Genomic DNA, 20,285 nt, shown 5'->3' on the forward strand with positions numbered 1-20,285 from the left:
AAATATGGATATCACCGTAACCGATACGCTCAGTGAAGACACCCTTGACGCCATCCGACAAGGTCTGAGGGCCCATAACAGCCCGTACATTGATGCCAGCCAGCGCAAACCGCTTGGCGTCTATACCCGGGATGCTTCCGGTCAGGTTGTCGCCGGGCTGACCGCAGAGACCTGGGGCTACTGGCTCAGCGTCGACTGGCTATGGGTGGCAGATTCACAGCGTGGCACCGGGATCGGCCGTAAAGTGCTGCTGGCCGCCGAACAGGAGGCTATCGCCCGTGGCTGTCGTTACGTTCGTTTAGATACCTTCAGTTTTCAGGCGCGGCCGTTCTACGAGAAACTTGGCTACCAACTCCAGATGACGCTACAGAATTACCCGGTGGAGCATGAATGTTATTTTCTCACCAAAACCCTTATTGAATAACAGGTGGCCTGATGGAAACCGCAACCATGGTTGTGAACAGCGTGGCGTACAAAGCCGGTAAACGGCTGGGTGAAGTGACCATTGATGACATCAGCGACGTGGTCAAGCAGCCGGATACCTTCGTCTGGCTCGGGCTTTGGCAGCCGGAGGACGCCTTTATGCGCAAGGTGCAGGAAGAGTTTGGCCTGCACGATCTGGCAATTGAGGATGCGCTGTGCGCCCACCAACGGCCCAAGCTCGAAGCCTACGGCGATTCGCTGTTTATCGTGGTGAAAACCGCACAGTGGGGCGACAACGAAGTCGAGTACGGCGAAACCCATTTCTTCGTGGGTAAAAATTTCCTGATCACGGTGCGCCACGGCGCGTCACCCAGCTATGCGCCTATCAGAGCCAAAGCGGAGGAGAACCAGAAGCAACTGTGCCACGGACCCGGCTTTGCGCTGTATTCGGTGCTGGACTTTGTGGTGGATAACTACCGCACCGTAGTGGCCAAATTCGAGGCGAGCATCGAAGGCATCGAAGCCAATATGTTCAAATCGGAGTTTGATCAAGCCGCCATCGAGAACGTCTATACCCTGCGGCGGCACCTGTTGGCGCTGCGCAATGCCGCATTGCCGATGGACGAAATCTGCAACCAGCTGATTCGTCTGCATGAAGAGGTGATTCCGAAGGAGCTGCGCGCCTACGTGCGGGACGTTCAGGATCACGCACGTCAGGTGGTCAGCAATATCGACGATATGCGCGAAATGCTGACCAATGCGATGCATGTAAACCTGGCGCTGGTCACCGTCAAGCAAAACGAAGTGGTGAAACGGCTGGCAGGCTGGGGGGCGATCCTGGCGATCCCGACCGTGATTTTCAGCCTGTACGGCATGAACTTTGCCGACATGCCTGAGCTGAAATTCCCCTGGGCCTACCACACCACACTCGGGGTGACCCTCGCCGGTTGCTTCTTCTTGTATCAGAAACTGAAGAGATCCGGCTGGTTGTAAACCGCAAAAGGGGTTGCACACGGCACCCCCGTTTTTTTCGAATTACTCAGACTGCACCTGCGGCTGCGGGTTTGGACGGGTCAACAGACTACCGACCACAAAGGCTACACCGCCCGCCAGCAGGCCGCCGTAGATCGGGCTGTTGGCCTCAATGCCGTGATAATACATCAGCCCCAACACGCACAGGCTGCCGGCCAACATGCTGGCGATAGCGCCGGAGCTGGTGGCGCGCTGCCAGAAAATCGCGCCGACCAGCGGGATCAACATGCCGCCCACCAGCAGATTATAGGCCAGCGTCAGTGCCGCCATGACATCCCGTACCAGAAACGCCAGCCCCAGCATAATCACGCCCATGATCAGGGTGGTAAATCGCCCGGCCGCCAAGCCGCCCGAAGGCCGCTTGCGGATCGCCGGTAATACGTCTTCCAGCGCAATGGTTGACGATGCCAACAGACAAGCGCTGGCGGTTGACATCAGCGCAGCCAGCGCGGCGGCAGCCACCAACCCACTGATGCCTGCCGGCAATACCGCCTGGGCGATGGCGGCAAAGGCGCCGTCGGTGTTGGCCAACTGCGGCAGGACAATCTTGCCCGCCATGCCGATCAACGCGCCAGTGACGCCATACAGCACGCAGTACACGCCGGCCCCCAGACCGGCATAGCGCGCGACATTGGCGCTGCGGGCGGTGAATACCCGCTGCCAGATGTCCTGGCCAATCAGGATGCCGAAGAAGTAGATCAGGAAAAACACCAGTATGGTGTCCAGACCGATTGATGACAGCTGATAGTAGCTGGCCGGCAACAGGCTGCCGAAAGCTTCCCAACCGCCGGCCTTGACGATGCTCATTGGCATCAGCACCAGCATCAGACCAACGGTCATGATGATAAACTGGATGATATCGGTAAGCGTCAATGACCACATGCCGCCCAACGTGGAATAGAGCACCACCAAACCGCCCCCCAGCAGAATTGACGTAGTGAAGGGCAGCTCAAACATCACCTGCATCACGCTGCCGATGGCGATAATCGAGGTCACCGCCACCATCAGGTCATACGCCAACATGATGGCACCGCTGGTGAGCCTGGCGGCAGGGTGATAGCGTCGAGCCAGCACCTGGCTGACGGTATACAGCTTTAACTGGAGCAACGGCTTGGCCAGCACCGTGCTCAGGACCACAATTCCCGCTCCCAGCGCGCCACACAGCCACACCCCCGAGATACCGTAGGTGTAACCCAGTTTAACGCTGCCGATGGTTGACGCGCCGCCAAGCACCACGGCGGACAGCGTTCCCAGGTACAAACACGGCCCCAGATTGCGGCCGGCAACCAGATAATCTTCCTTGGTGGTGGCCCGGCGAACGCCAAGCCAACCCACCGCCCCTATTACCAAAAAATAAAACACCACTACGAGCAGATCGAGATTCATCGGCAACTCCGTTGGCTTGTTGTTATATGGGCCCAGGCGCAACGGCTCCGCCGGCCAGATTTCACGGCGTCTTATCTGCCAGGCAGGACGCACAGCATTTCAAACAGTAGGTTGGCCGCCAGTAGCGCGGTGTTACCGGAACGATCATAGGGAGGCGACACCTCCACCACATCGGCACCCACCAGATTCACCCCGTTGCACCCTCTGACGATCTCCAGCCCTTGCCAGACCGACAGCCCACCGACCTCCGGCGTACCGGTGCCTGGCGCAAACGCCGGATCCAGCCCATCGATGTCGAAGCTGAGGTAGACCGGGGCATCGCCCATTTTCTCGCGCACCTCCTCCATCAAGGGTGCCAGCGAGCGATGCCAGCACGCCTCTGCCGGCACTACGCGAAATCCTTGTCGCCGCGACCAGTCGAAATCGTCCGCGGCATAGCCGCTGCCGCGCAGGCCAATTTGCACCACCCGCTGCGGCGCCAGCAGCCCCTCTTCATAAGCGCGGCGGAAAGTGGTGCCATGAGCCAGTTTTTCGCCAAACATCTCTTCGTTGGTATCGGAGTGGGCATCAACATGGATTAAACCGACCGGACCATAACGGCGGGCGACTGCCCGCAGGATCGGCAGCGTCAGCGTGTGATCTCCCCCCAGCGTCAGCGGGAGGCAACCTTGGGAAATAATGCCGTTATAGGCCAGTTCTATGCGGTTAACGCTGTCTTCCAGACTATAGGGATTGATGGCAACGTCACCCAGGTCGGCGACCTGGAGCCGCTCAAAAGGCGCGGCGCCGGTGCCCATGTTATAAGGGCGGATCATCACCGATTCCTGCCGAATTTGCCGTGGTCCATAGCGCGTGCCGCTGCGATTTGAAGTGCCTATATCAAGGGGCACGCCGACAAAGGCCGCATCCAGCCCCTGGGCATCGTCGGCTACGGGCAGACGCATCATGGTGGGAATACCGGCAAAACGCGGCATCTCGTTGCCGCTCTGGGGTTGATTAAGCATGTTTTTTCCTTTTGATCAGCCGTTGTGAAATCCCAACATTTAGGTAACAAATACAGGCTACCCACCACCCGACTGGACTACCATTCCCTCTTTGGAATGTAAGCATTGAAAAAACCGATGCCAGTAAGGTGTTGAACTATTGATTTTTATTTCAAACCCATGACATATGAACCCAGGGACCCACCGGTGTGCGCCCATCACGGTGATGTTATCAAAGGGTTAATAACAGGCTGTTTCTGCGGAGGGAAAGATGCTCACCAACCTAAGCGATATCGATCTCAGGCTGCTGCGGGTTTTTGTCGCCGTTGCCGAAGCCCAGGGCGTCAGCGCGGCTCAGGAGGCGCTGTTGATGAATCAGTCCACCATCAGCACTCACCTCGCGACGCTGGAAACCCGGCTGGGATTTCGCCTGTGTCAACGTGGCCGCTCCGGTTTTATGCTGACCCCGAAAGGGGAACGCATACTGATCGCCTGCCGCAGTCTGTTCAACGCCGCGCGCGACTTTACCCGGGTAAGCCAGTCGCTGAACGGCTTACTGACCGGCGATCTGCAGATAGGCCTGGTGGATAATCTGGTGTCGCTGCCGGGCAATCCATTTAGCCGCGCCATCAAACGGTTTCAACGGAGATATCAGGATGTTCAGTTGCAATGCCGAATTTGCTCCCCCGCCGAAATCGAACAAGGGCTGCTGAATCAACAGCTCGATCTGGGCATCGGCTATTTTGGCCAGCAGTTGGATGAATTGCAGTATCGCCCGTGGGCAAGCGAAACGCAGGCGATCTATTGCAGCAGCGATCATCCGTTGTTTACCGTCGAGCAACCGAGCCGCGAACAGATCGAAAATGCGCGCTGGGTTAAACGCGGCTATTTGTTGGCGCAGCAGCTGTGCCCTGTCGCGCCGTTAAATCTCGGCGCAGTTGCCCATCATATGGAAGGTGTCGCCCATCTGTTGCTCAGCGGGGAATATCTCGGCTACCTGCCAACCCATTACGCCGCACGCTGGGTTGAACAAGGCGAATTAAGACAACTTGGCGGACAGGCGCTCTCTTATCAGGCGATGCTAAGCCTGGTGAGCCGGCCTGGCCAGCCGAAAGAGGCGTTGACTGCGCTGCTGGAGGATTTGAACAGGTTCGCGCGGGAACCGCAGACGAAAAACCCCGCGGCTGCGGGGCTTGAAAAAGCGAATTAGTTGACCGGCATACGTGCCGGATCCGGGTACTGGTACTCAAACCCCAGTTCGTTGCAGATGCGGCTGCCGTCCACCAGCCGACCGCCCTGCTCGCTCTCGGCGGCAAACCGCGGTGGGGCTAAATGCAACTGCTCCGCCAATGCCGGGTAGAACTCGCGTTTGGTCGGATGGGCAGGCGCACACAGATTATAAACGTGCCCGCCTTTCGGCAGCTTCAGCAACAGTTGAATAGCCGCAATCACATCATCCTGATGCACCAGATTGACGCCTTGCGAGCCGCCCTTGACGTCGACCTTGCCGGCCAGGAAACGGCCAGGGTGGCGATCCGCCCCCACCAGCCCCGCCAGCCGCAAAATATCCACCGAGGTGTTAGGCAGTTCATGCAGCCAGCGCTCCAGTTCAGCCAGCACACGCCCGGACGGCGTCACCGGCCTCAGCGGCGAATCTTCGCGCACCGTGCCGGCCGTTTCGCCATACACCGAGGTTGAACTGGTAAAAATGATGCGCGACACGCCAAAGGCCATTGCGCTGTCCACCAGCATGCGCACCGCATTGAAGTAGTTTTCGCTGCCTTCGACGGTGCGACGGGCGGGAAGCGTCACCACCAGCGCGTCTACGCTCAGCAAGGGTTCCAGATCGTCCGGATCGCAAATCAGCTCCGGCGTCATTTCCAACTGATAACATTCAATCCCGCTCATGCGTGCGGCCTCGACGCCATCCGGCGTGGTTTTACTGCCGACCACGTCAAACCCACGGCTCATCAGCGACAGAGCCAGCGGCATACCCAGCCAGCCCAGACCAATAATGGCTACCTTTTTCATTATCTTCCTCTCCTGAAGATTGCAGCACTTTACCCATTCAGGCTACGCCACTCCGTAAAGGGATACAATCCGCCCCGATTTAAGCTTAGGTAAACTTGTGTCTGACTAATAACCCAGCCTGTTTCAATAAATTAAATTTATGACTGTAAAAAAGGGTTGCGCGACAGACAGCGGATAGTTTAGGTTAATTAGCAATTCGGTTTGTACCGACATTTTACAGAGAAAACACCATGACACGCATTCAGTTCAACCACCATCATCACCATCATCCTGACTAGTCTTTCAGGCGATGTGTGCTGGGAGACGGTTTCTTAATCTTCCAGTGGCGCGCAGAATGCAAGAGAGAGCCCTCGGAAGATTTCTTCCGAGGGTTTTTTTTTGGCTCCGGACAGACAGAAAAATAATTTTTACAATAAATTCATAAAATTACAGATTAAACAGAGGTTACCATGCTGGACAAAACACGTTTACGGATAGCAATGCAGAAATCAGGCCGCCTGAGCGATGAATCCCAGGAACTGCTTGCGCGCTGCGGGATCAAAATCAATCTGCAACAACAACGCCTGATTGCCTTCGCCGAGAATATGCCGATTGATATCCTGCGCGTGCGTGATGACGATATCCCAGGGCTGGTCATGGACGGCGTGGTTGATTTGGGCATCATCGGTGAGAACGTGCTGGAAGAAGAGCTGCTCACCCGCCGCGCCCAGGGCGAAGACCCGCGTTACTTCACCCTGCGCCGCCTGGACTTCGGCGGCTGCCGCCTGTCGCTGGCCGCACCGCTCGACAGTGAATACAACGGCCCGCAAAGCCTGCAAGATTCCCGTATCGCCACCTCTTACCCGCACCTGCTGAAGCAATACCTCGACAAACAGGGCGTACGTTTCAAATCTTGCCTGCTGAACGGTTCCGTCGAAGTGGCGCCGCGTGCCGGTCTGGCCGACGCCATCTGTGATCTGGTCTCTACCGGCGCAACTCTGGAAGCCAACGGCCTGCGTGAAGTCGAAGTGATTTACCGCTCCAAAGCCTGCCTGATCCAGCGTGACGGCGAAATGCCGGAGGCGAAACAACAGTTGATCGATCGCCTGATGACCCGTATTCAGGGCGTAATCCAGGCACGCGAATCCAAATACATTATGCTGCACGCGCCGAGCGAGCGCCTGGATGAAATCGTCGCGCTGCTGCCGGGTGCCGAGCGCCCTACCATTCTGCCGCTGGCCGGCGCGCAAAACCGCGTGGCGATGCACATGGTAAGCAGTGAAACCCTGTTCTGGGAAACCATGGAAAAACTGAAAGCGCTCGGCGCCAGCTCCATTCTGGTGTTGCCAATTGAGAAGATGATGGAGTAACGCCATGTCGACCTTCAATACCCTCATCAATTGGGCGGACTGCAGCGCTCAACAGCGGGCAGAACTGCTGATGCGCCCGGCGATAGCGGCCGAAGACAGCATCACCCGCACGGTACGCGAAATCCTCGACAACGTGAAGGCCAACGGTGACCAGGCGCTGCGCGATTACAGCGCCAAATTTGATAAAACCGACGTTGGCGCACTGCGCGTCACCGCAGAACAAATATCCGCAGCCGGCACTCGCCTGACTGATGAGGTCAAGCAGGCGATGGCGGTGGCGGTGGCCAATGTGGAAACCTTCCACAACGCGCAACAGCTGCCGCCGGTCGATGTGGAAACCCAACCTGGCGTACGCTGCCAGCAGGTAACCCGCCCGATCGACTCGGTTGGTCTGTATATTCCCGGCGGTTCCGCACCGCTGTTTTCTACCGTGTTGATGCTGGCAACCCCGGCACGCATCGCCGGTTGCCGCCGCGTGGTGCTCTGTTCGCCGCCGCCGATTGCCGACGAAATTCTCTACGCCGCGCAACTGTGCGGCGTGCGGGAAGTGTTTCAGGTGGGCGGCGCGCAGGCGATTGCCGCCATGGCGTTCGGCACCGACTCCGTGCCCCGTGTGGCGAAAATCTTCGGGCCGGGCAATGCCTTTGTCACCGAAGCCAAACGTCAGATCAGCCAGCGGCTGGACGGTGCGGCCATCGATATGCCGGCAGGCCCTTCCGAAGTGCTGGTGATCGCCGACAGCGGCGCCACTCCGGCGTTTGTCGCCTCTGACCTGCTGTCGCAGGCGGAGCACGGCCCGGACTCCCAGGTGATCCTGTTGACCCCGGACGTGGCCATGGCGCAAGCGGTGGCCGTTGCGGTGGAGCAACAGTTAGCCCAGTTGCCGCGCGCCGAAACCGCCCGTCAGGCGCTGGCCAGCAGTCGGCTGATCGTCGCCAAAGATTTGGCCGAGTGCATTGCCATCAGCAACCAATATGGCCCGGAACACCTGATCATTCAGACCCGCAACGCCCGCGAACTGGTCGACAGCATCACCAGCGCCGGTTCAGTGTTCCTTGGCGACTGGTCACCGGAGTCCGCCGGTGACTATGCTTCCGGCACCAACCACGTGTTGCCGACTTACGGTTATACCGCCACCTGCTCCAGCCTGGGCCTGGCGGACTTCCAGAAACGCATGACGGTGCAGGAGCTGACGCCGCAGGGCTTTATGAATCTGGCGGCCACCATTGAAACGCTGGCCGCCGCCGAGCAGTTGATCGCCCACAAAAACGCCGTCACCCTGCGCGTTGCCGCCCTGAAGGAGCAAGCATGAGCATTGAAAATCTGGCACGCGCCAACGTTCGCGAGCTGACCCCTTATCAATCGGCGCGCCGCCTGGGCGGCAACGGCGACGTGTGGCTGAATGCCAACGAATACCCGACCGCGCCGGAATTCCAACTGACGGCCCAAACCTTTAACCGTTACCCGGAGTGCCAGCCTGCGCTGGTGATCGAGCGTTATGCCGATTACGCCGGCGTTAACAAGGATCAGGTGTTGGTCAGCCGTGGCGCAGATGAAGGCATTGAACTGCTGATTCGCGCGTTCTGCGAGCCGGGCAAAGACGCAATTCTGTTCTGCCCGCCGACCTACGGCATGTACGCCGTCAGCGCCGAAACCTTTGGCGTGGAGCGTCGTACCGTGGCGGCCAGGCAAGACTGGCAGTTGGATTTGCCCGCAATCGCCGACAGCCTGGACAACGTAAAACTGATTTATGTCTGCAGCCCGAACAACCCGACCGGCAATCTGATCGATCCCGACGACCTGCGCACGCTGTTGGAGATGGCCAAAGGCAAGGCGATCGTTGCGATTGACGAGGCCTATATCGAATTCTGCCCCCAGGCAAGCTGCGCCGGTTGGTTAAAGGACTACCCGCACCTGGCGATCCTGCGTACGCTGTCGAAGGCCTTCGCGCTGGCCGGCCTGCGCTGTGGTTTCACTTTGGCTAATGAAGAGCTCATTACCCTGCTGCTGAAGGTAATTGCCCCCTACCCGCTGTCGACGCCGGTTGCCGACATCGCCGCTCAGGCGCTCAGCACCGAAGGGGTCCGCACCATGCGTCAGCGCGTTACCGAGATCTCGGCCAACCGCAGCTGGCTGCAACGGGAGCTGGAAAACTGCGCCTGCGTTGAACAGGTTTTCACCAGCGACAGCAATTACCTGCTGGCTCGATTCACTGCCTCAAGTAATGTGTTTAAAACCTTATGGGATCAGGGCATTATCTTGAGAGACCAAAATAAACAGCCTGGGTTATCCGGCTGCCTGCGCATCACCATAGGCACCCGCGACGAATGCCGGCGCGTCATCGATGCGCTGTCAGCCCTGCCCGGAGCAACCGAGACTCGCCAGGAGCCAATGTGAGCCAGAAATTCCTCTTTATTGACCGTGACGGCACGCTGATTGCTGAACCACCGGAAGACTTCCAGGTCGATCGCCTGGACAAGCTGGCATTGGAGCCGGACGTGATCCCTTCGCTGCTGAGTTTGCAGCAGGCGGGTTATCAACTAGTGATGATCACCAATCAGGATGGCCTCGGCACCGCCAGTTTCCCGCAGGAAACCTTCGATGCGCCCCATGGCCTGATGATGCAGATCCTCAGCTCACAGGGCATCCACTTTGAAGATATCCTGATCTGCCCGCACCTGCCGGCGGACAACTGCGACTGCCGCAAGCCGAAGACCGCGCTGGTGAAAGGCTATCTGGAGCCGGGCGTGATGGATACCGCTCACAGCTATGTGATCGGCGATCGTCCTACCGACGTTCAGTTGGCGGAAAATATGGGCATTCAGGGGCTGCGTTATCAGCGTGACACGCTGGGCTGGAAAGAGATCACCCGCCAACTGACCCAACGTGACCGCCACGCGCGGGTGAATCGCGTCACCAAAGAAACGCAGATCGACGTCAACGTTTGGCTGGATCGCGAAGGCGGCAGCAAGATCAAGACCGGCGTCGGCTTCTTCGACCACATGCTGGATCAGATCGCCACCCACGGCGGCTTCCGCATGGACATCGACGTGAAAGGCGACCTGTATATCGACGATCACCACACGGTAGAAGATACCGGCCTGGCGCTCGGCGAAGCCTTGAACAAAGCGCTGGGCGACAAGCGCGGCATCGCCCGTTTCGGCTTCGTGCTGCCAATGGACGAGTGCCTGGCGCGCTGCGCGCTGGATATCTCCGGCCGCCCGCACCTGGAATATAAAGCCGAGTTCAACTACCAGCGCGTCGGCGATCTCAGCACCGAAATGGTCGAACACTTCTTCCGTTCGCTGTCGTACACCATGGGCTGCACGTTGCACTTGAAAACCAAAGGCAAAAACGACCACCATCGGGTCGAAAGCCTGTTCAAAGTGTTTGGCCGCACGCTGCGCCAGGCGATCCGCGTTGAGGGCAACACCCTCCCGAGTTCAAAAGGAGTGCTGTGATGAACGTGGTGATTCTGGATACCGGCTGCGCCAATCTTTCGTCGGTCACCTATGCGGTGCAGCGGTTGGGCTACCAGCCGGAGGTGAGCCGTGATCCGGAGATCGTGCTGCGCGCCGACAAGCTGTTCCTGCCGGGCGTCGGCACCGCGCAGGCGGCGATGGACCAATTGAAAGAGCGCGAGCTGATTGATCTGATCAAGGCCTGCACCCAGCCGGTGCTGGGTATTTGCCTCGGCATGCAGCTGCTGGCGAAAAGCAGCGAAGAAAGCGGCGGCATCAACACACTGGGCATTATCGACACGCCGGTGATGCAGATGACCGACTTCGGCCTGCCGTTGCCGCACATGGGCTGGAATCAGGTTTCCGCGCAAGCGGGCCACCATCTGTTCCGCGGTATCGAGGACGGCGCCTACTTTTACTTCGTTCACAGCTATGCGATGCCGATATGCTCAAGCACCATCGCCCAGGCGAACTACGGCGAGCCCTTCACCGCCGCCGTGCAAAAAGACAATTTCTTCGGCGTGCAGTTTCATCCAGAACGATCTGGAGCGGCCGGCGCGCAACTGTTGAAAAACTTTCTGGAGATGTAGGCAGCATGATTATTCCGGCTTTGGATTTGATCGACGGGAATGTGGTGCGTTTGCATCAGGGCGATTATGGTCAGCAGCGCGACTACGGCAACGATCCGCGCTCACGTCTGCAGGACTATCAACAACAGGGCGCGCAAGTCTTGCATCTGGTCGACTTGACCGGTGCCAAGGATCCGGCGGCGCGCCAGATCCCGCTGCTGCGCAAACTGCTGGCAGGGGTTAACGTACCGGTACAGGTCGGCGGCGGTATTCGCACCGAGCAGGACGTCTCAGCCCTGCTCGAAGCGGGCGCGAGCCGGGTCGTCATCGGCTCCACGGCGGTAAAACAGCCGCAACGGGTGCAGGGTTGGTTCGAACGTTACGGCGCGGAAGCCCTGGTGCTGGCGCTGGATGTGCGCATCGACGCCGAAGGTATCAAGCACGTGGCGATCAGCGGCTGGCAGGAGAACTCCGACGCCACGCTGGAACAGGTGGTCGAGCAGTTCCTGCCCTACGGCCTGAAGCACGTGCTGTGCACCGACATTTCGCGCGACGGCACGTTGGCCGGCTCTAACGTGGCGCTGTACCGGGAAATCAGCCGCCGCTACCCGCAGATCGCCTTCCAGGCATCCGGCGGTATCGGCAATCTGGATGATATCGCTCAGTTACGCGGCAGCGGCGTTGAGGGTGTGATCGTAGGCCGCGCGCTGCTGGAAGGTAAATTTAGCGTTGAGGAGGCAATCGCATGCTGGCAAAACGGATAATTCCCTGTCTGGATGTGAAAGACGGGCAGGTAGTGAAAGGCGTGCAGTTCCGCAACCACGAGATCATCGGCGATATCGTTCCGTTGGCGCAACGTTATGCGCAGGAAGGCGCGGACGAGTTGGTGTTCTACGATATTACCGCCTCCAGCGATGGCCGGGTGGTAGACAAGAGCTGGGTGTCGCGCGTGGCGGAAGTGATCGATATCCCCTTCTGCGTCGCCGGCGGGATTAAAAGCCCGGAAGATGCCAGCCAGATCCTCTCTTTTGGCGCCGACAAGATTTCCATTAACTCACCGGCGCTGGCCGACCCGACGTTGATTAGCCGCCTGGCGGATCGCTTTGGCGTGCAGTGCATCGTGGTGGGAATTGATACCTGGTTCGAATCTGACACCGGCAAGTATCACGTTAATCAATACACCGGCGATGAAAGCCGCACCCGTATCACAGAGTGGGAAACTCTGGACTGGGTTCAGGAAGTGCAAAAACGCGGTGCCGGTGAGATTGTGCTGAACATGATGAATCAGGACGGCGTGCGCAACGGCTACGATCTGGAGCAGCTCCGGCGGGTACGGGAAGTGTGCAAAGTGCCGCTGATCGCCTCCGGCGGTGCGGGCACCATGGAACACTTCCTGGAAGCGTTCCGCGATGCGGACGTCGACGGCGCATTGGCCGCTTCGGTGTTCCACAAGCAAATCATTAATATCGGCGAACTGAAAAAGTTCCTGGCAGAACAAGGCGTGGAGATTCGCGTGTGTTAACAGAACAACAAAGAAACCAGCTGGACTGGGAAAAAACCGGGAGCCTGCTGCCGGTTATCGTCCAGCACGCCGTGTCCGGCGAAGTGCTGATGCTCGGCTATATGAATCAGGAAGCGCTGGCCGCCACCGAGCAAAGCGGCAAGGTCACCTTTTTCTCTCGTACCAAGCAGCGTCTATGGACCAAGGGTGAAAGCTCCGGCCATTTCCTGAACGTGGTCAGCATCACCCCAGATTGCGACAACGATACGCTGTTGATTCTGGCCAACCCAATTGGCCCAACCTGCCACCTGGGCAACAGCAGTTGCTTCCACCCGGCCGCCAGCGATTGGGGTTTTCTGTATCAGTTGGAGCAACTGTTGGCGGAACGCAAGACCGCCAGCCCGGACAGCTCTTACACCGCCAGCCTGTACGCCAGCGGCACCAAGCGCATTGCGCAGAAGGTGGGTGAGGAAGGCGTGGAGACCGCGCTGGCTGCCACAGTGAACGATCGTGAAGAGTTAACCAACGAAGCCTCCGATCTGATTTATCACCTGCTGGTGCTGCTGCAGGATCAGGATCTGGATTTAAGCAAGGTGATTGGCCGGCTGCGTGAGCGGCACCAAAAATGACCTGATTTTTCAGGCAATAAAAAAGCACGGCTTGGTCCGTGTTTTTTTATATCCAATTGAAATCAAATAACATTACCCCAACAGAAATTAACATAAAATCCATACATAAAAACAATAAAGTAACTTAAAATCAACGTAAGGAAATCATATGGGCAGCATCTGACAGGGTTAAAAAATGAACAATCATGATCTGGAACGCTTTGAAAGCATGGGTGACAACTGTGAATTTGGTTTCTATCTGCGAAGTAAAGGTCTCGAAAATGGTAGCCTTTTTCGCTGGTCATTGATCAAAGATCATCAAGACCTGCTCAACCTGGTCACAGGTGATTTTGCAAATTTTTATCAGTTCGACAATTTGCATCCCACCTGGAGCAATATGCTCGTTGATAAAGATAACGGTATTATCTTCCATACTGAGCTCTATAGCAGTCAAATTGATAACAATTGGGTTTTTGATGATGCCGAAAATAACCGAAAAGAAAAATACCTGATCGAAAAAAATAAAATAGATTATCTTGTTAAAAAATTTCTTGATGGTCTACAAAACAAAAAAAAGATTTTCGTCATTAAGAAAAATAATAACCAAATTGATATGGACGTAATAGCGAAACTAGCTAATGAACTAAATCGAAGAGGAAAGGCCAAGGTTTTGGTGGTTTTCCAAAGTGATGACAGTAGTAAACATGGTATCATTGAATATGCAAACGAAAATGTTCTTATTTCTTACATCGAACGTTTTGCAGAATATAATAAAGCGGACGACATCTCTGTTGCGGGATGGGATAAAATCGTAAATAACATATTACATGCACTACCCCCAGAGACATGATAATTAAATATGTCGGCAATTGGAATTACAGATATAAAAAAAGCGCCGTAAAAACGGCGCTTTTTTATCATGCGTTAAATCAACGGCCTTTAAGGATACGGTAACATTTTCTCAAGGCACGGTAAAATATGTTTTTTCTATTGACTGCGTTAATTAATACATTGAAGCGGTCATGTGCCCAACCATCTCGTTGCTGCGATATAAGAAACTCCAGCTTTTCATTGATAGTACCGAGAGTGCCTGCGTCCCCCATACTCCCACTGTTCCGGTAAAAAGCAAGATCGCGTTCTAATTTATTAATCTTTTCCATGAAAGAAGGTAGCAATCCCATTGTATACTGGACTTGATTACCTGGAGTCATGAATGGACGGTAGCTGCGGAAGTTATTCTTTGACTTATTTCCACTGATCAACATGCCTGTATTAGCAACGCGATACCAGAATAACGGTTCAGGAATAACCTGCATTTTATGGCCTGCCAACGCTACACGGCAGAAAAACTCCCAGTCCTCGTGACCAATACCATAATCCTCTGTAAACCCATACAGACTATCAAAAACACTCTTTTTCACCATAGCATTAGCATCACCAAAGCAATTGGCAAAACTGGCTACATTGATGTCAGCACCCAACGGCAGCCAGCAATCCTTCATTTTTCTAAATGGCGACGGGAATTCATCACCGTAGATCAGATCGCTTGGCGTTGTTAAGACATCGCTACCTGAGTGGATTGCCGCCTTAACAAACATCTCAATCTCGTCAGGCTTGGCGACGTTATCGTCATCCATGAAAATCAGGTACTCACCCGCTGCGTGTTTTGCAGCCAAATTCCTTGCTGCGCCCAAATAGTTATTTGAGCTTTTAATGATCTTCCAGCCCCTATCCGTGAACTCTTTATTAATCAGGTTCAGGTAACGATGAGAATCTTCTTTTACGCTGCCATCGTCGACAAGAATAACCTCAAAATTCGAATAGGTTTGCGTCTTAAGAGAGGCAATTGCCTGCTGCAGCAAATGGCACCTATCGTGATGAACCAAGCAGACAGTAACTAATGGCTCACGATTAACCCCTTGGGCAATTTCGCGTGTCTTAAAATCTTCTTTAAGTTTAGCCACCCATTTGTCTTTAATATCTTCGACAGATTCTGAAAGCTGCGAAGTAATGCTCAAGTTATCAAGTCGAGAAGCTATTTTTAGATAAAGATCCCCAGGTGTTGGGTTAAAGATAATATCAGGATGGTTTTCCTCGGGGATGAGTTCTTTGATGCCACCAACGGAAGAAGCAATGAAGTTAACACCACCAATAAGACTTTCATAAACCGTATAAGGCGAGTTCTCCACCAACGAGGGAATAACTACCAGAACATTTTCTTTCTTTATGTATGCGTCAGCCTGGGTACGATCGTAGTCGGTAATAATATTAACTTTTACTTTGATCTTATCCGTTTTTTCACGAATATGCTCAATCGAATTAAAGTTATCCGACGACACACTTTTACCTAGAAACGTAACAGCAGATACCTTTTCTAGTTCATTATCTTTTAAACTCTGTAAAGCGCGCAGAAAAATGTCCAGGCCCTTACGCGTTTCAAGACGACCGAAGAAAACCAATTCAGCCCCAGAGGTATTATTTTTCTTACTACGGGGACGAATAAGCTGATCATCTTCTTCTTGTATAGAAAAGGGTTCGCAGTTAAAGATAACCTGACTGCGCTCTGGCAGAACCCACTTCTTGTCTTTCATCCAGTCTAAAAGGTATTGGGATGGGCTAATAACCTGATCCGCCATCTCAACGACCTTCTGCTCCATGAAATACAATTCCATGTGATTTTGATCGTAAGGCAGTTGATAATTACCCTCATCAGCCCAAAGCGTCGAACTATGGGTATTGACGATAAAGGTTGTTTTTTCAAAGAACAAACCCTGCTCCTTACTCAGGAGCGAGTAATACAAATCAGCTTGCCATTCGCAACTAATGACAACCTCATACTTGTCATTGTTTTTCAGCCAGTCATATACAGTATAACTTTTCCTTCTAAAATACGGAGCATCAATATTAACCTCTTTCAATGAAGGAAGAACAATAAGATTAACATTATGCTCGCCGTATACATCAATCCAATAATCAATATTTTTATCACCTGACTCAGAGTAATCTCCGCAGGTATAAAGAACATCGATATCGAATCCCTCCTTGGCCATATTTACTGCCAGAGAGGTAAATGCTGTGCCTATTCCCCCATTACGAATTGGACCTTCAATGTCGGGAGTAACAATAAGAACTTTCTTCATTCTAAACTAATCCTTTTAAATCATTTATTGTCTAATTTAATTATAATTATTATAATTTAGTAACAAATATATAGTTGTTGATATGAGAACAAAAATTCAGTACGGTACATACCATCTATGCGAAGGAGCGTGTTCACAGTACTTTCAACTATTATGTTATTGCGAAACGCGGAGTTACATGATGTTACATAAAAACGAAAATCCACTGACCCTATTGTTAAAATCATATTGCGAAAATTATCGTTTTATTTACAAAGCCAATCCAGGAAACGCAGGTGATGGCGTCATCGCTGCTGCGACGTATGATTTCCTTGAAGGCAATAATTTTAACTTTTCCCCTTATGACGCAACAGAAAACTACACGCCAGAAAGAGATATTTTACTCTTTGGCGGTGGCGGAAATCTTATTGAAGGTTATTACGCCGAAGGTCGCGATTTCATACGAGATAATATTCATAAATTTGCAAAAACAATTATATTCCCATCAACAATAAATGGATACGAAGACTTTTTTGAAGCCAACAAAAAATCACTGTTTATTTGCTGCAGGGAAAAAATATCTTATTCGAAATTATTGAAGTTAGGTTACGTCCCTAATGAATCAATTATATTGACTCATGATATGGCATTTTATCTTAATAAAGAAAATTACATAACTTCAATCGTTGCGAAAAAAAAGGTAGTTTCCTGTTATAGAACAGACTCAGAGTCATTAACAAAAGAACATCGGGAAAATAATTACGATATATCGCTCACTTGGAACGGTGATTTTTGGGATAACGTGCATCTTGCCAGAAACTCAACGCGTTCTCTGATCAGCTTCTTACAAGAGTATAAAACTGTGAATACCGACAGATTGCATATTGCTATTTTAGGTTCACTACTTGGTATGGAGGTTAACTTCCATCCTAACTCTTATTATAAAAACGAGGCTGTTTATGACAACTCATTGTTGAATTATTATCCCAAGACTTACTTTATGAAGAACTCGTAATTTTTATAAAATTTTATATGAAACCGCCGGGTTTCCCCGGCGGCTTTAATAGATAGGGTTAATTACTCCATCCATTCGGTATGGAATACACCTTCTTTATCGATACGCTTGTAAGTGTGGGCACCGAAGTAGTCGCGCTGCGCCTGGATCAGGTTGGCAGGCAGAACGGCTGAACGGTAGCTGTCGTAGTACGCGATGGCTGCAGAGAAGGTCGGCGTCGGGATGCCGTTCTGCACCGCGTAGGACACCACATCGCGCAGCGCTTGCTGATATTCATCAGCGATCTGCTTGAAGTATGGCGCCAGCAGCAGGTTGGCGATGTCGGCATTGTCTGCGTAAGCGTCAGTGATTTTCTGCAGGAACTGAGCGCGGATGATGCAGCCGGCGCGGAAGATCTTGGCGATATCGCCGTAGTGCAGATCCCAGTTATTTTCCTGAGAAGCCGCTTTCAACTGAGAGAAGCCCTGCGCATAAGAAACGATTTTGCCCAAGTACAGCGCGCGGCGCACTTTCTCGATGAACTCAGCTTTGTCGCCGCTTACTGGCGCAGCTTTAGGACCGGTCAGCACTTTGGACGCGGCAACACGCTGATCTTTCAGTGAGGAAAGGTAACGAGCGAAAACGGATTCGGTGATCAGCGACAGCGGTTCGCCCAAATCCAGAGAACTCTGGCTGGTCCATTTACCGGTGCCCTTGTTGGCCGCTTCATCCAGGATCACGTCAACCAGGTATTTACCTTCTTCGTCTTTCTTGGTGAAGATATCTTTGGTGATGTCGATCAGGTAGCTGTTCAATTCGCCTTTGTTCCACTCGGCGAAGGTGTCAGCCAGCTCTTCGTTGTTCAGGTTCAGCGCCTGTTTCAACAGAGAATAGGCTTCGGCAATCAGCTGCATGTCGCCGTATTCGATGCCGTTGTGCACCATCTTCACGTAGTGGCCGGCACCGTCAGCGCCGATGTAAGTCACGCAAGGCTCGCCTTCGGCAACCGCAGCGATTTTCTTCAGGATTGGCGCCACCAGCTCATAAGCTTCTTTCTGGCCGCCTGGCATGATTGAAGGCCCTTTCAACGCCCCCTCTTCACCACCGGAAACGCCGGTACCGATGAAGTTGAAGCCTTGATCAGACAGTTCGCGGTTACGACGGATGGTGTCCTGATAGTAGGTGTTGCCACCGTCGATCAGAATGTCACCTTTATCCAGGTGCGGAGTCAGGGAAGCAATGGTTTTGTCTGTCGCTTCACCCGCTTTCACCATCAGCAAAATGCGACGTGGTTTTTCCAGCGATTCGACAAACTCTTCGACGGTGTAGAACGGCGCCAGGTTTTTACCCGGGTTCTCAGCGATAACCTCGTCAGTCTTGTCGCCTGAACGGTTAAAGATGGAAACGGTGTAACCACGGCTTTCGATGTTCAATGCCAGATTGCGGCCCATTACCGCCATGCCGACAACGCCGATTTGTTGCTTGGACATTTAGGAACTCCTGTCTGAGGATGACCCTGTTAACAACTTTGGCCAACAGGTTTTGTGATGTGGCACACATGTTAACTCAGGATTGAGCAGCGTGGGTAGTGATTGGTGCGATAGGCTTTGCAACAGTCTATAACCACTCAAAAATCATACAGCCTGGCTAACAACGTCCGCTTCTCCAAGTAAATTTTCTCACGTCCTTCAGAGCGATCAGCGCGTCTTTCAACCAGCAACTGCGCTATTGAATCCGCAGAAACGTCAGGTCTGACCATCGGCCAGTCAGACATCTGCTGCAGACTGGCAAATTTGTTATCATAGTAATCTGACCAAGACAGAGAGATGCCTGCGACGCCCAAACTGGCGGCAATGACCTGGAAGTGAAAACGCGAACTAATACAGAAATCATTAACAGCAAATTGAAGACCATCGCGCCAAATATCTTCGAAACGAATGAACTCAGCATGCGGAAAACACTGCCTTACCTGTTGGAAGAACACGCCATCGGAACCTGGTCTGAATTCATAAAATCTGATCGCGGTACCCGGATGCTGCTTACTGAATAAGGAAACCGCTTGCTGAAGTAGCGCCAACAAATTCTGCGTCAAAAGGCCATTTTCAGAAAACTCAGTATGAATGCATAAGTGCAATGTAGGTTGTTCGCGCTCGATCAAGCGCCCTATCGGATAATCGGGGAAGGCGAAGTAATCATCGCCGGTGAAGCTCAAAGCAGGGATATCAAATGGCTCCAGCACTTCGAAACTGGCTCGGTCACGCACGTCAAAGTGATCGAAGTGACGAATAAACGGCGAAAGCTTATTGGCATTGTCGGCAGAGAACGGCTGCAATCCCAAGCCTGTGGCGTAACATGCCAAATCGTGTTTCTTTGCGAAGTAGGCCGTGAGCTCCATAAGGCGTACGTTCGCCCCCCAGAGCTCATTAATATACCCTCCCCCTAAGAGATGGATACTGTGTGCGACACTAAATATCTTCCCCATAAGACGTTCACGAGAAGGTAGCGCATACGGATCGGCAAACTTGTCCTCCACCGACCCTTCATCACCCAGAGCCTGTGCCAGACGCCAGACATAATCCACGCATCTGGCGGTAGGAAATAATTCCGAGGCGACTACGGAATCGACCGCATCAAGATAAATAGTACAACCAGGAAACTTTTCTTGGAGATAATCCACCCAATAACGCGTCAGCATATCATCGCCAAAATTTGGCATGCCGGCAGCGGAAATCAGATAAAAGACTTTCGTTTCAATGGGCTGAACGGGAATGTCCTTATTGTGCCTTTTCGTCCATCGCTTTGCGAAAAAAGCCAAAATGAGACTCCTGT

Annotated in this window: 20 protein-coding genes and 1 other annotated feature; of the genes, 14 read left to right on the forward strand and 6 right to left on the reverse strand. The window is 53.4% G+C overall.

The annotated features are described in order from the left end of the window. Positions 1–4: 4 nt before the first annotated feature. Both QZQ97_RS09835 and QZQ97_RS09840 read left to right on the forward strand, forming a co-directional pair. Entirely contained in the window at positions 5–424 is a 420-nt protein-coding gene (locus QZQ97_RS09835) for a GNAT family N-acetyltransferase (protein WP_311993275.1), read from the forward strand. Between the two features lie 11 nt (positions 425–435). Then, positions 436–1,416, forward strand: coding sequence for a magnesium and cobalt transport protein CorA (locus QZQ97_RS09840; RefSeq protein ID WP_311993276.1), 981 nt, complete (start codon positions 436–438; stop codon positions 1,414–1,416). Positions 1,417–1,458: 42 nt separating this feature from the next. Here QZQ97_RS09840 and QZQ97_RS09845 read toward each other — a convergent pair whose 3' ends face one another. Together QZQ97_RS09845 and speB are read right to left on the reverse strand one after the other, a co-directional pair. Beyond that, positions 1,459–2,841 (reverse strand): sodium:solute symporter, encoded by a 1,383-nt coding sequence (locus QZQ97_RS09845; RefSeq protein ID WP_311993277.1) that lies wholly within the window; start codon positions 2,839–2,841, stop codon positions 1,459–1,461. 71 nt (positions 2,842–2,912) lie between these two features. Further along, entirely contained in the window at positions 2,913–3,845 is a 933-nt protein-coding gene (speB, locus tag QZQ97_RS09850; protein ID WP_311993278.1) for an agmatinase, read from the reverse strand. 250 nt (positions 3,846–4,095) lie between these two features. Here speB and QZQ97_RS09855 point away from each other — a divergent pair, with 250 nt between their 5' ends. Next, a complete protein-coding gene (locus QZQ97_RS09855) occupies positions 4,096–5,034 on the forward strand; it encodes a LysR family transcriptional regulator (protein ID WP_311993279.1) in 939 nt (312 codons plus the stop codon). Here QZQ97_RS09855 and QZQ97_RS09860 read toward each other — a convergent pair. Beyond that, a complete protein-coding gene (locus tag QZQ97_RS09860) occupies positions 5,031–5,855 on the reverse strand; it encodes an SDR family oxidoreductase (RefSeq protein ID WP_311993280.1) in 825 nt (274 codons plus the stop codon). The genes QZQ97_RS09855 and QZQ97_RS09860 overlap by 4 nt on opposite strands. Before the next feature lie 230 nt (positions 5,856–6,085). Here QZQ97_RS09860 and hisL point away from each other — a divergent pair, with 230 nt between their 5' ends. The 10 genes from hisL (at position 6,086) to QZQ97_RS09910 (ending at position 14,193) form a co-directional block, all read left to right on the forward strand. Continuing rightward, positions 6,086–6,133, forward strand: coding sequence for a his operon leader peptide (gene hisL / locus QZQ97_RS09865; RefSeq protein WP_110605893.1), 48 nt, complete (start codon positions 6,086–6,088; stop codon positions 6,131–6,133). Further along, positions 6,109–6,235, forward strand: a sequence feature (His leader region). (Overlaps the previous gene by 25 nt.) 69 nt (positions 6,236–6,304) lie before the next feature. Further along, positions 6,305–7,204 (forward strand): ATP phosphoribosyltransferase, encoded by a 900-nt coding sequence (gene hisG / locus QZQ97_RS09870; protein WP_004942454.1) that lies wholly within the window; start codon positions 6,305–6,307, stop codon positions 7,202–7,204. A gap of 4 nt (positions 7,205–7,208) precedes the next feature. Beyond that, a complete protein-coding gene (gene hisD / locus QZQ97_RS09875) occupies positions 7,209–8,516 on the forward strand; it encodes a histidinol dehydrogenase (protein ID WP_311993281.1) in 1,308 nt (435 codons plus the stop codon). Beyond that, positions 8,513–9,601, forward strand: coding sequence for a histidinol-phosphate transaminase (gene hisC, locus QZQ97_RS09880; protein WP_311993282.1), 1,089 nt, complete (start codon positions 8,513–8,515; stop codon positions 9,599–9,601). Before hisD ends, hisC begins: the two co-directional genes overlap by 4 nt. Beyond that, entirely contained in the window at positions 9,598–10,665 is a 1,068-nt protein-coding gene (hisB, locus tag QZQ97_RS09885) for a bifunctional histidinol-phosphatase/imidazoleglycerol-phosphate dehydratase HisB (protein ID WP_311993283.1), read from the forward strand. The genes hisC and hisB overlap by 4 nt, the downstream gene beginning before the upstream one ends. After that, positions 10,665–11,255, forward strand: a complete 591-nt coding sequence (gene hisH / locus QZQ97_RS09890; protein ID WP_004942445.1) for an imidazole glycerol phosphate synthase subunit HisH — start codon at positions 10,665–10,667, stop codon at positions 11,253–11,255. Before hisB ends, hisH begins: the two co-directional genes overlap by 1 nt. Before the next feature lie 5 nt (positions 11,256–11,260). Beyond that, complete coding sequence (gene hisA / locus QZQ97_RS09895) at positions 11,261–11,998, forward strand: 1-(5-phosphoribosyl)-5-[(5-phosphoribosylamino)methylideneamino]imidazole-4-carboxamide isomerase (protein WP_311993284.1); 738 nt, start codon at positions 11,261–11,263, stop codon at positions 11,996–11,998. Further along, positions 11,980–12,756 (forward strand): imidazole glycerol phosphate synthase subunit HisF, encoded by a 777-nt coding sequence (gene hisF / locus QZQ97_RS09900; protein WP_311993285.1) that lies wholly within the window; start codon positions 11,980–11,982, stop codon positions 12,754–12,756. Before hisA ends, hisF begins: the two co-directional genes overlap by 19 nt. Next, complete coding sequence (gene hisIE, locus QZQ97_RS09905; RefSeq protein WP_006320932.1) at positions 12,750–13,364, forward strand: bifunctional phosphoribosyl-AMP cyclohydrolase/phosphoribosyl-ATP diphosphatase HisIE; 615 nt, start codon at positions 12,750–12,752, stop codon at positions 13,362–13,364. The genes hisF and hisIE overlap by 7 nt, the downstream gene beginning before the upstream one ends. A gap of 175 nt (positions 13,365–13,539) precedes the next feature. Continuing rightward, on the forward strand, positions 13,540–14,193 hold the full coding sequence (locus tag QZQ97_RS09910; RefSeq protein ID WP_311993286.1) for a hypothetical protein: 654 nt from the start codon (positions 13,540–13,542) through the stop codon (positions 14,191–14,193). A gap of 79 nt (positions 14,194–14,272) precedes the next feature. Here QZQ97_RS09910 and QZQ97_RS09915 read toward each other — a convergent pair whose 3' ends face one another. After that, complete coding sequence (locus tag QZQ97_RS09915; protein ID WP_311993287.1) at positions 14,273–16,483, reverse strand: glycosyltransferase; 2,211 nt, start codon at positions 16,481–16,483, stop codon at positions 14,273–14,275. Between the two features lie 178 nt (positions 16,484–16,661). Here QZQ97_RS09915 and QZQ97_RS09920 point away from each other — a divergent pair, with 178 nt between their 5' ends. Further along, the gene (locus QZQ97_RS09920) at positions 16,662–17,477 is read left to right on the forward strand and encodes a polysaccharide pyruvyl transferase family protein (RefSeq protein WP_311993288.1); all 816 of its coding nucleotides are present in this window, start codon (positions 16,662–16,664) and stop codon (positions 17,475–17,477) included. 62 nt (positions 17,478–17,539) lie between these two features. On the opposite strand, the gene gndA is transcribed toward QZQ97_RS09920, so the two are convergent. Continuing rightward, the gene (gene gndA, locus QZQ97_RS09925; protein ID WP_004942437.1) at positions 17,540–18,946 is read right to left on the reverse strand and encodes an NADP-dependent phosphogluconate dehydrogenase; all 1,407 of its coding nucleotides are present in this window, start codon (positions 18,944–18,946) and stop codon (positions 17,540–17,542) included. Between the two features lie 137 nt (positions 18,947–19,083). Further along, positions 19,084–20,271, reverse strand: coding sequence for a polysaccharide pyruvyl transferase family protein (locus QZQ97_RS09930; RefSeq protein ID WP_311993289.1), 1,188 nt, complete (start codon positions 20,269–20,271; stop codon positions 19,084–19,086). Positions 20,272–20,285 lie beyond the last annotated feature (14 nt).

This window comes from Serratia sp. root2, from assembly GCF_031931805.1.
In the GTDB taxonomy this organism is placed as follows: Bacteria; Pseudomonadota; Gammaproteobacteria; order Enterobacterales; family Enterobacteriaceae; genus Serratia; species Serratia inhibens.

What these genes read in the sequence shown, in the direction of transcription:
- QZQ97_RS09835 (WP_311993275.1), top strand. Translation starts at nt 5, where the DNA reads ATGGATATCACCGTAACCGATACGCTCAGTGAAGACACCCTTGACGCC.
- QZQ97_RS09840 (WP_311993276.1), top strand. Translation starts at nt 436, where the DNA reads ATGGAAACCGCAACCATGGTTGTGAACAGCGTGGCGTACAAAGCCGGT.
- QZQ97_RS09845 (WP_311993277.1), bottom strand. Translation starts at nt 2,841, where the DNA reads ATGAATCTCGATCTGCTCGTAGTGGTGTTTTATTTTTTGGTAATAGGG.
- speB (WP_311993278.1), bottom strand. Translation starts at nt 3,845, where the DNA reads ATGCTTAATCAACCCCAGAGCGGCAACGAGATGCCGCGTTTTGCCGGT.
- QZQ97_RS09855 (WP_311993279.1), top strand. Translation starts at nt 4,096, where the DNA reads ATGCTCACCAACCTAAGCGATATCGATCTCAGGCTGCTGCGGGTTTTT.
- QZQ97_RS09860 (WP_311993280.1), bottom strand. Translation starts at nt 5,855, where the DNA reads ATGAAAAAGGTAGCCATTATTGGTCTGGGCTGGCTGGGTATGCCGCTG.
- hisG (WP_004942454.1), top strand. Translation starts at nt 6,305, where the DNA reads ATGCTGGACAAAACACGTTTACGGATAGCAATGCAGAAATCAGGCCGC.
- hisD (WP_311993281.1), top strand. Translation starts at nt 7,209, where the DNA reads ATGTCGACCTTCAATACCCTCATCAATTGGGCGGACTGCAGCGCTCAA.
- hisC (WP_311993282.1), top strand. Translation starts at nt 8,513, where the DNA reads ATGAGCATTGAAAATCTGGCACGCGCCAACGTTCGCGAGCTGACCCCT.
- hisH (WP_004942445.1), top strand. Translation starts at nt 10,665, where the DNA reads ATGAACGTGGTGATTCTGGATACCGGCTGCGCCAATCTTTCGTCGGTC.
- hisA (WP_311993284.1), top strand. Translation starts at nt 11,261, where the DNA reads ATGATTATTCCGGCTTTGGATTTGATCGACGGGAATGTGGTGCGTTTG.
- hisF (WP_311993285.1), top strand. Translation starts at nt 11,980, where the DNA reads ATGCTGGCAAAACGGATAATTCCCTGTCTGGATGTGAAAGACGGGCAG.
- QZQ97_RS09910 (WP_311993286.1), top strand. Translation starts at nt 13,540, where the DNA reads ATGAACAATCATGATCTGGAACGCTTTGAAAGCATGGGTGACAACTGT.
- QZQ97_RS09915 (WP_311993287.1), bottom strand. Translation starts at nt 16,483, where the DNA reads ATGAAGAAAGTTCTTATTGTTACTCCCGACATTGAAGGTCCAATTCGT.
- QZQ97_RS09920 (WP_311993288.1), top strand. Translation starts at nt 16,662, where the DNA reads ATGATGTTACATAAAAACGAAAATCCACTGACCCTATTGTTAAAATCA.
- gndA (WP_004942437.1), bottom strand. Translation starts at nt 18,946, where the DNA reads ATGTCCAAGCAACAAATCGGCGTTGTCGGCATGGCGGTAATGGGCCGC.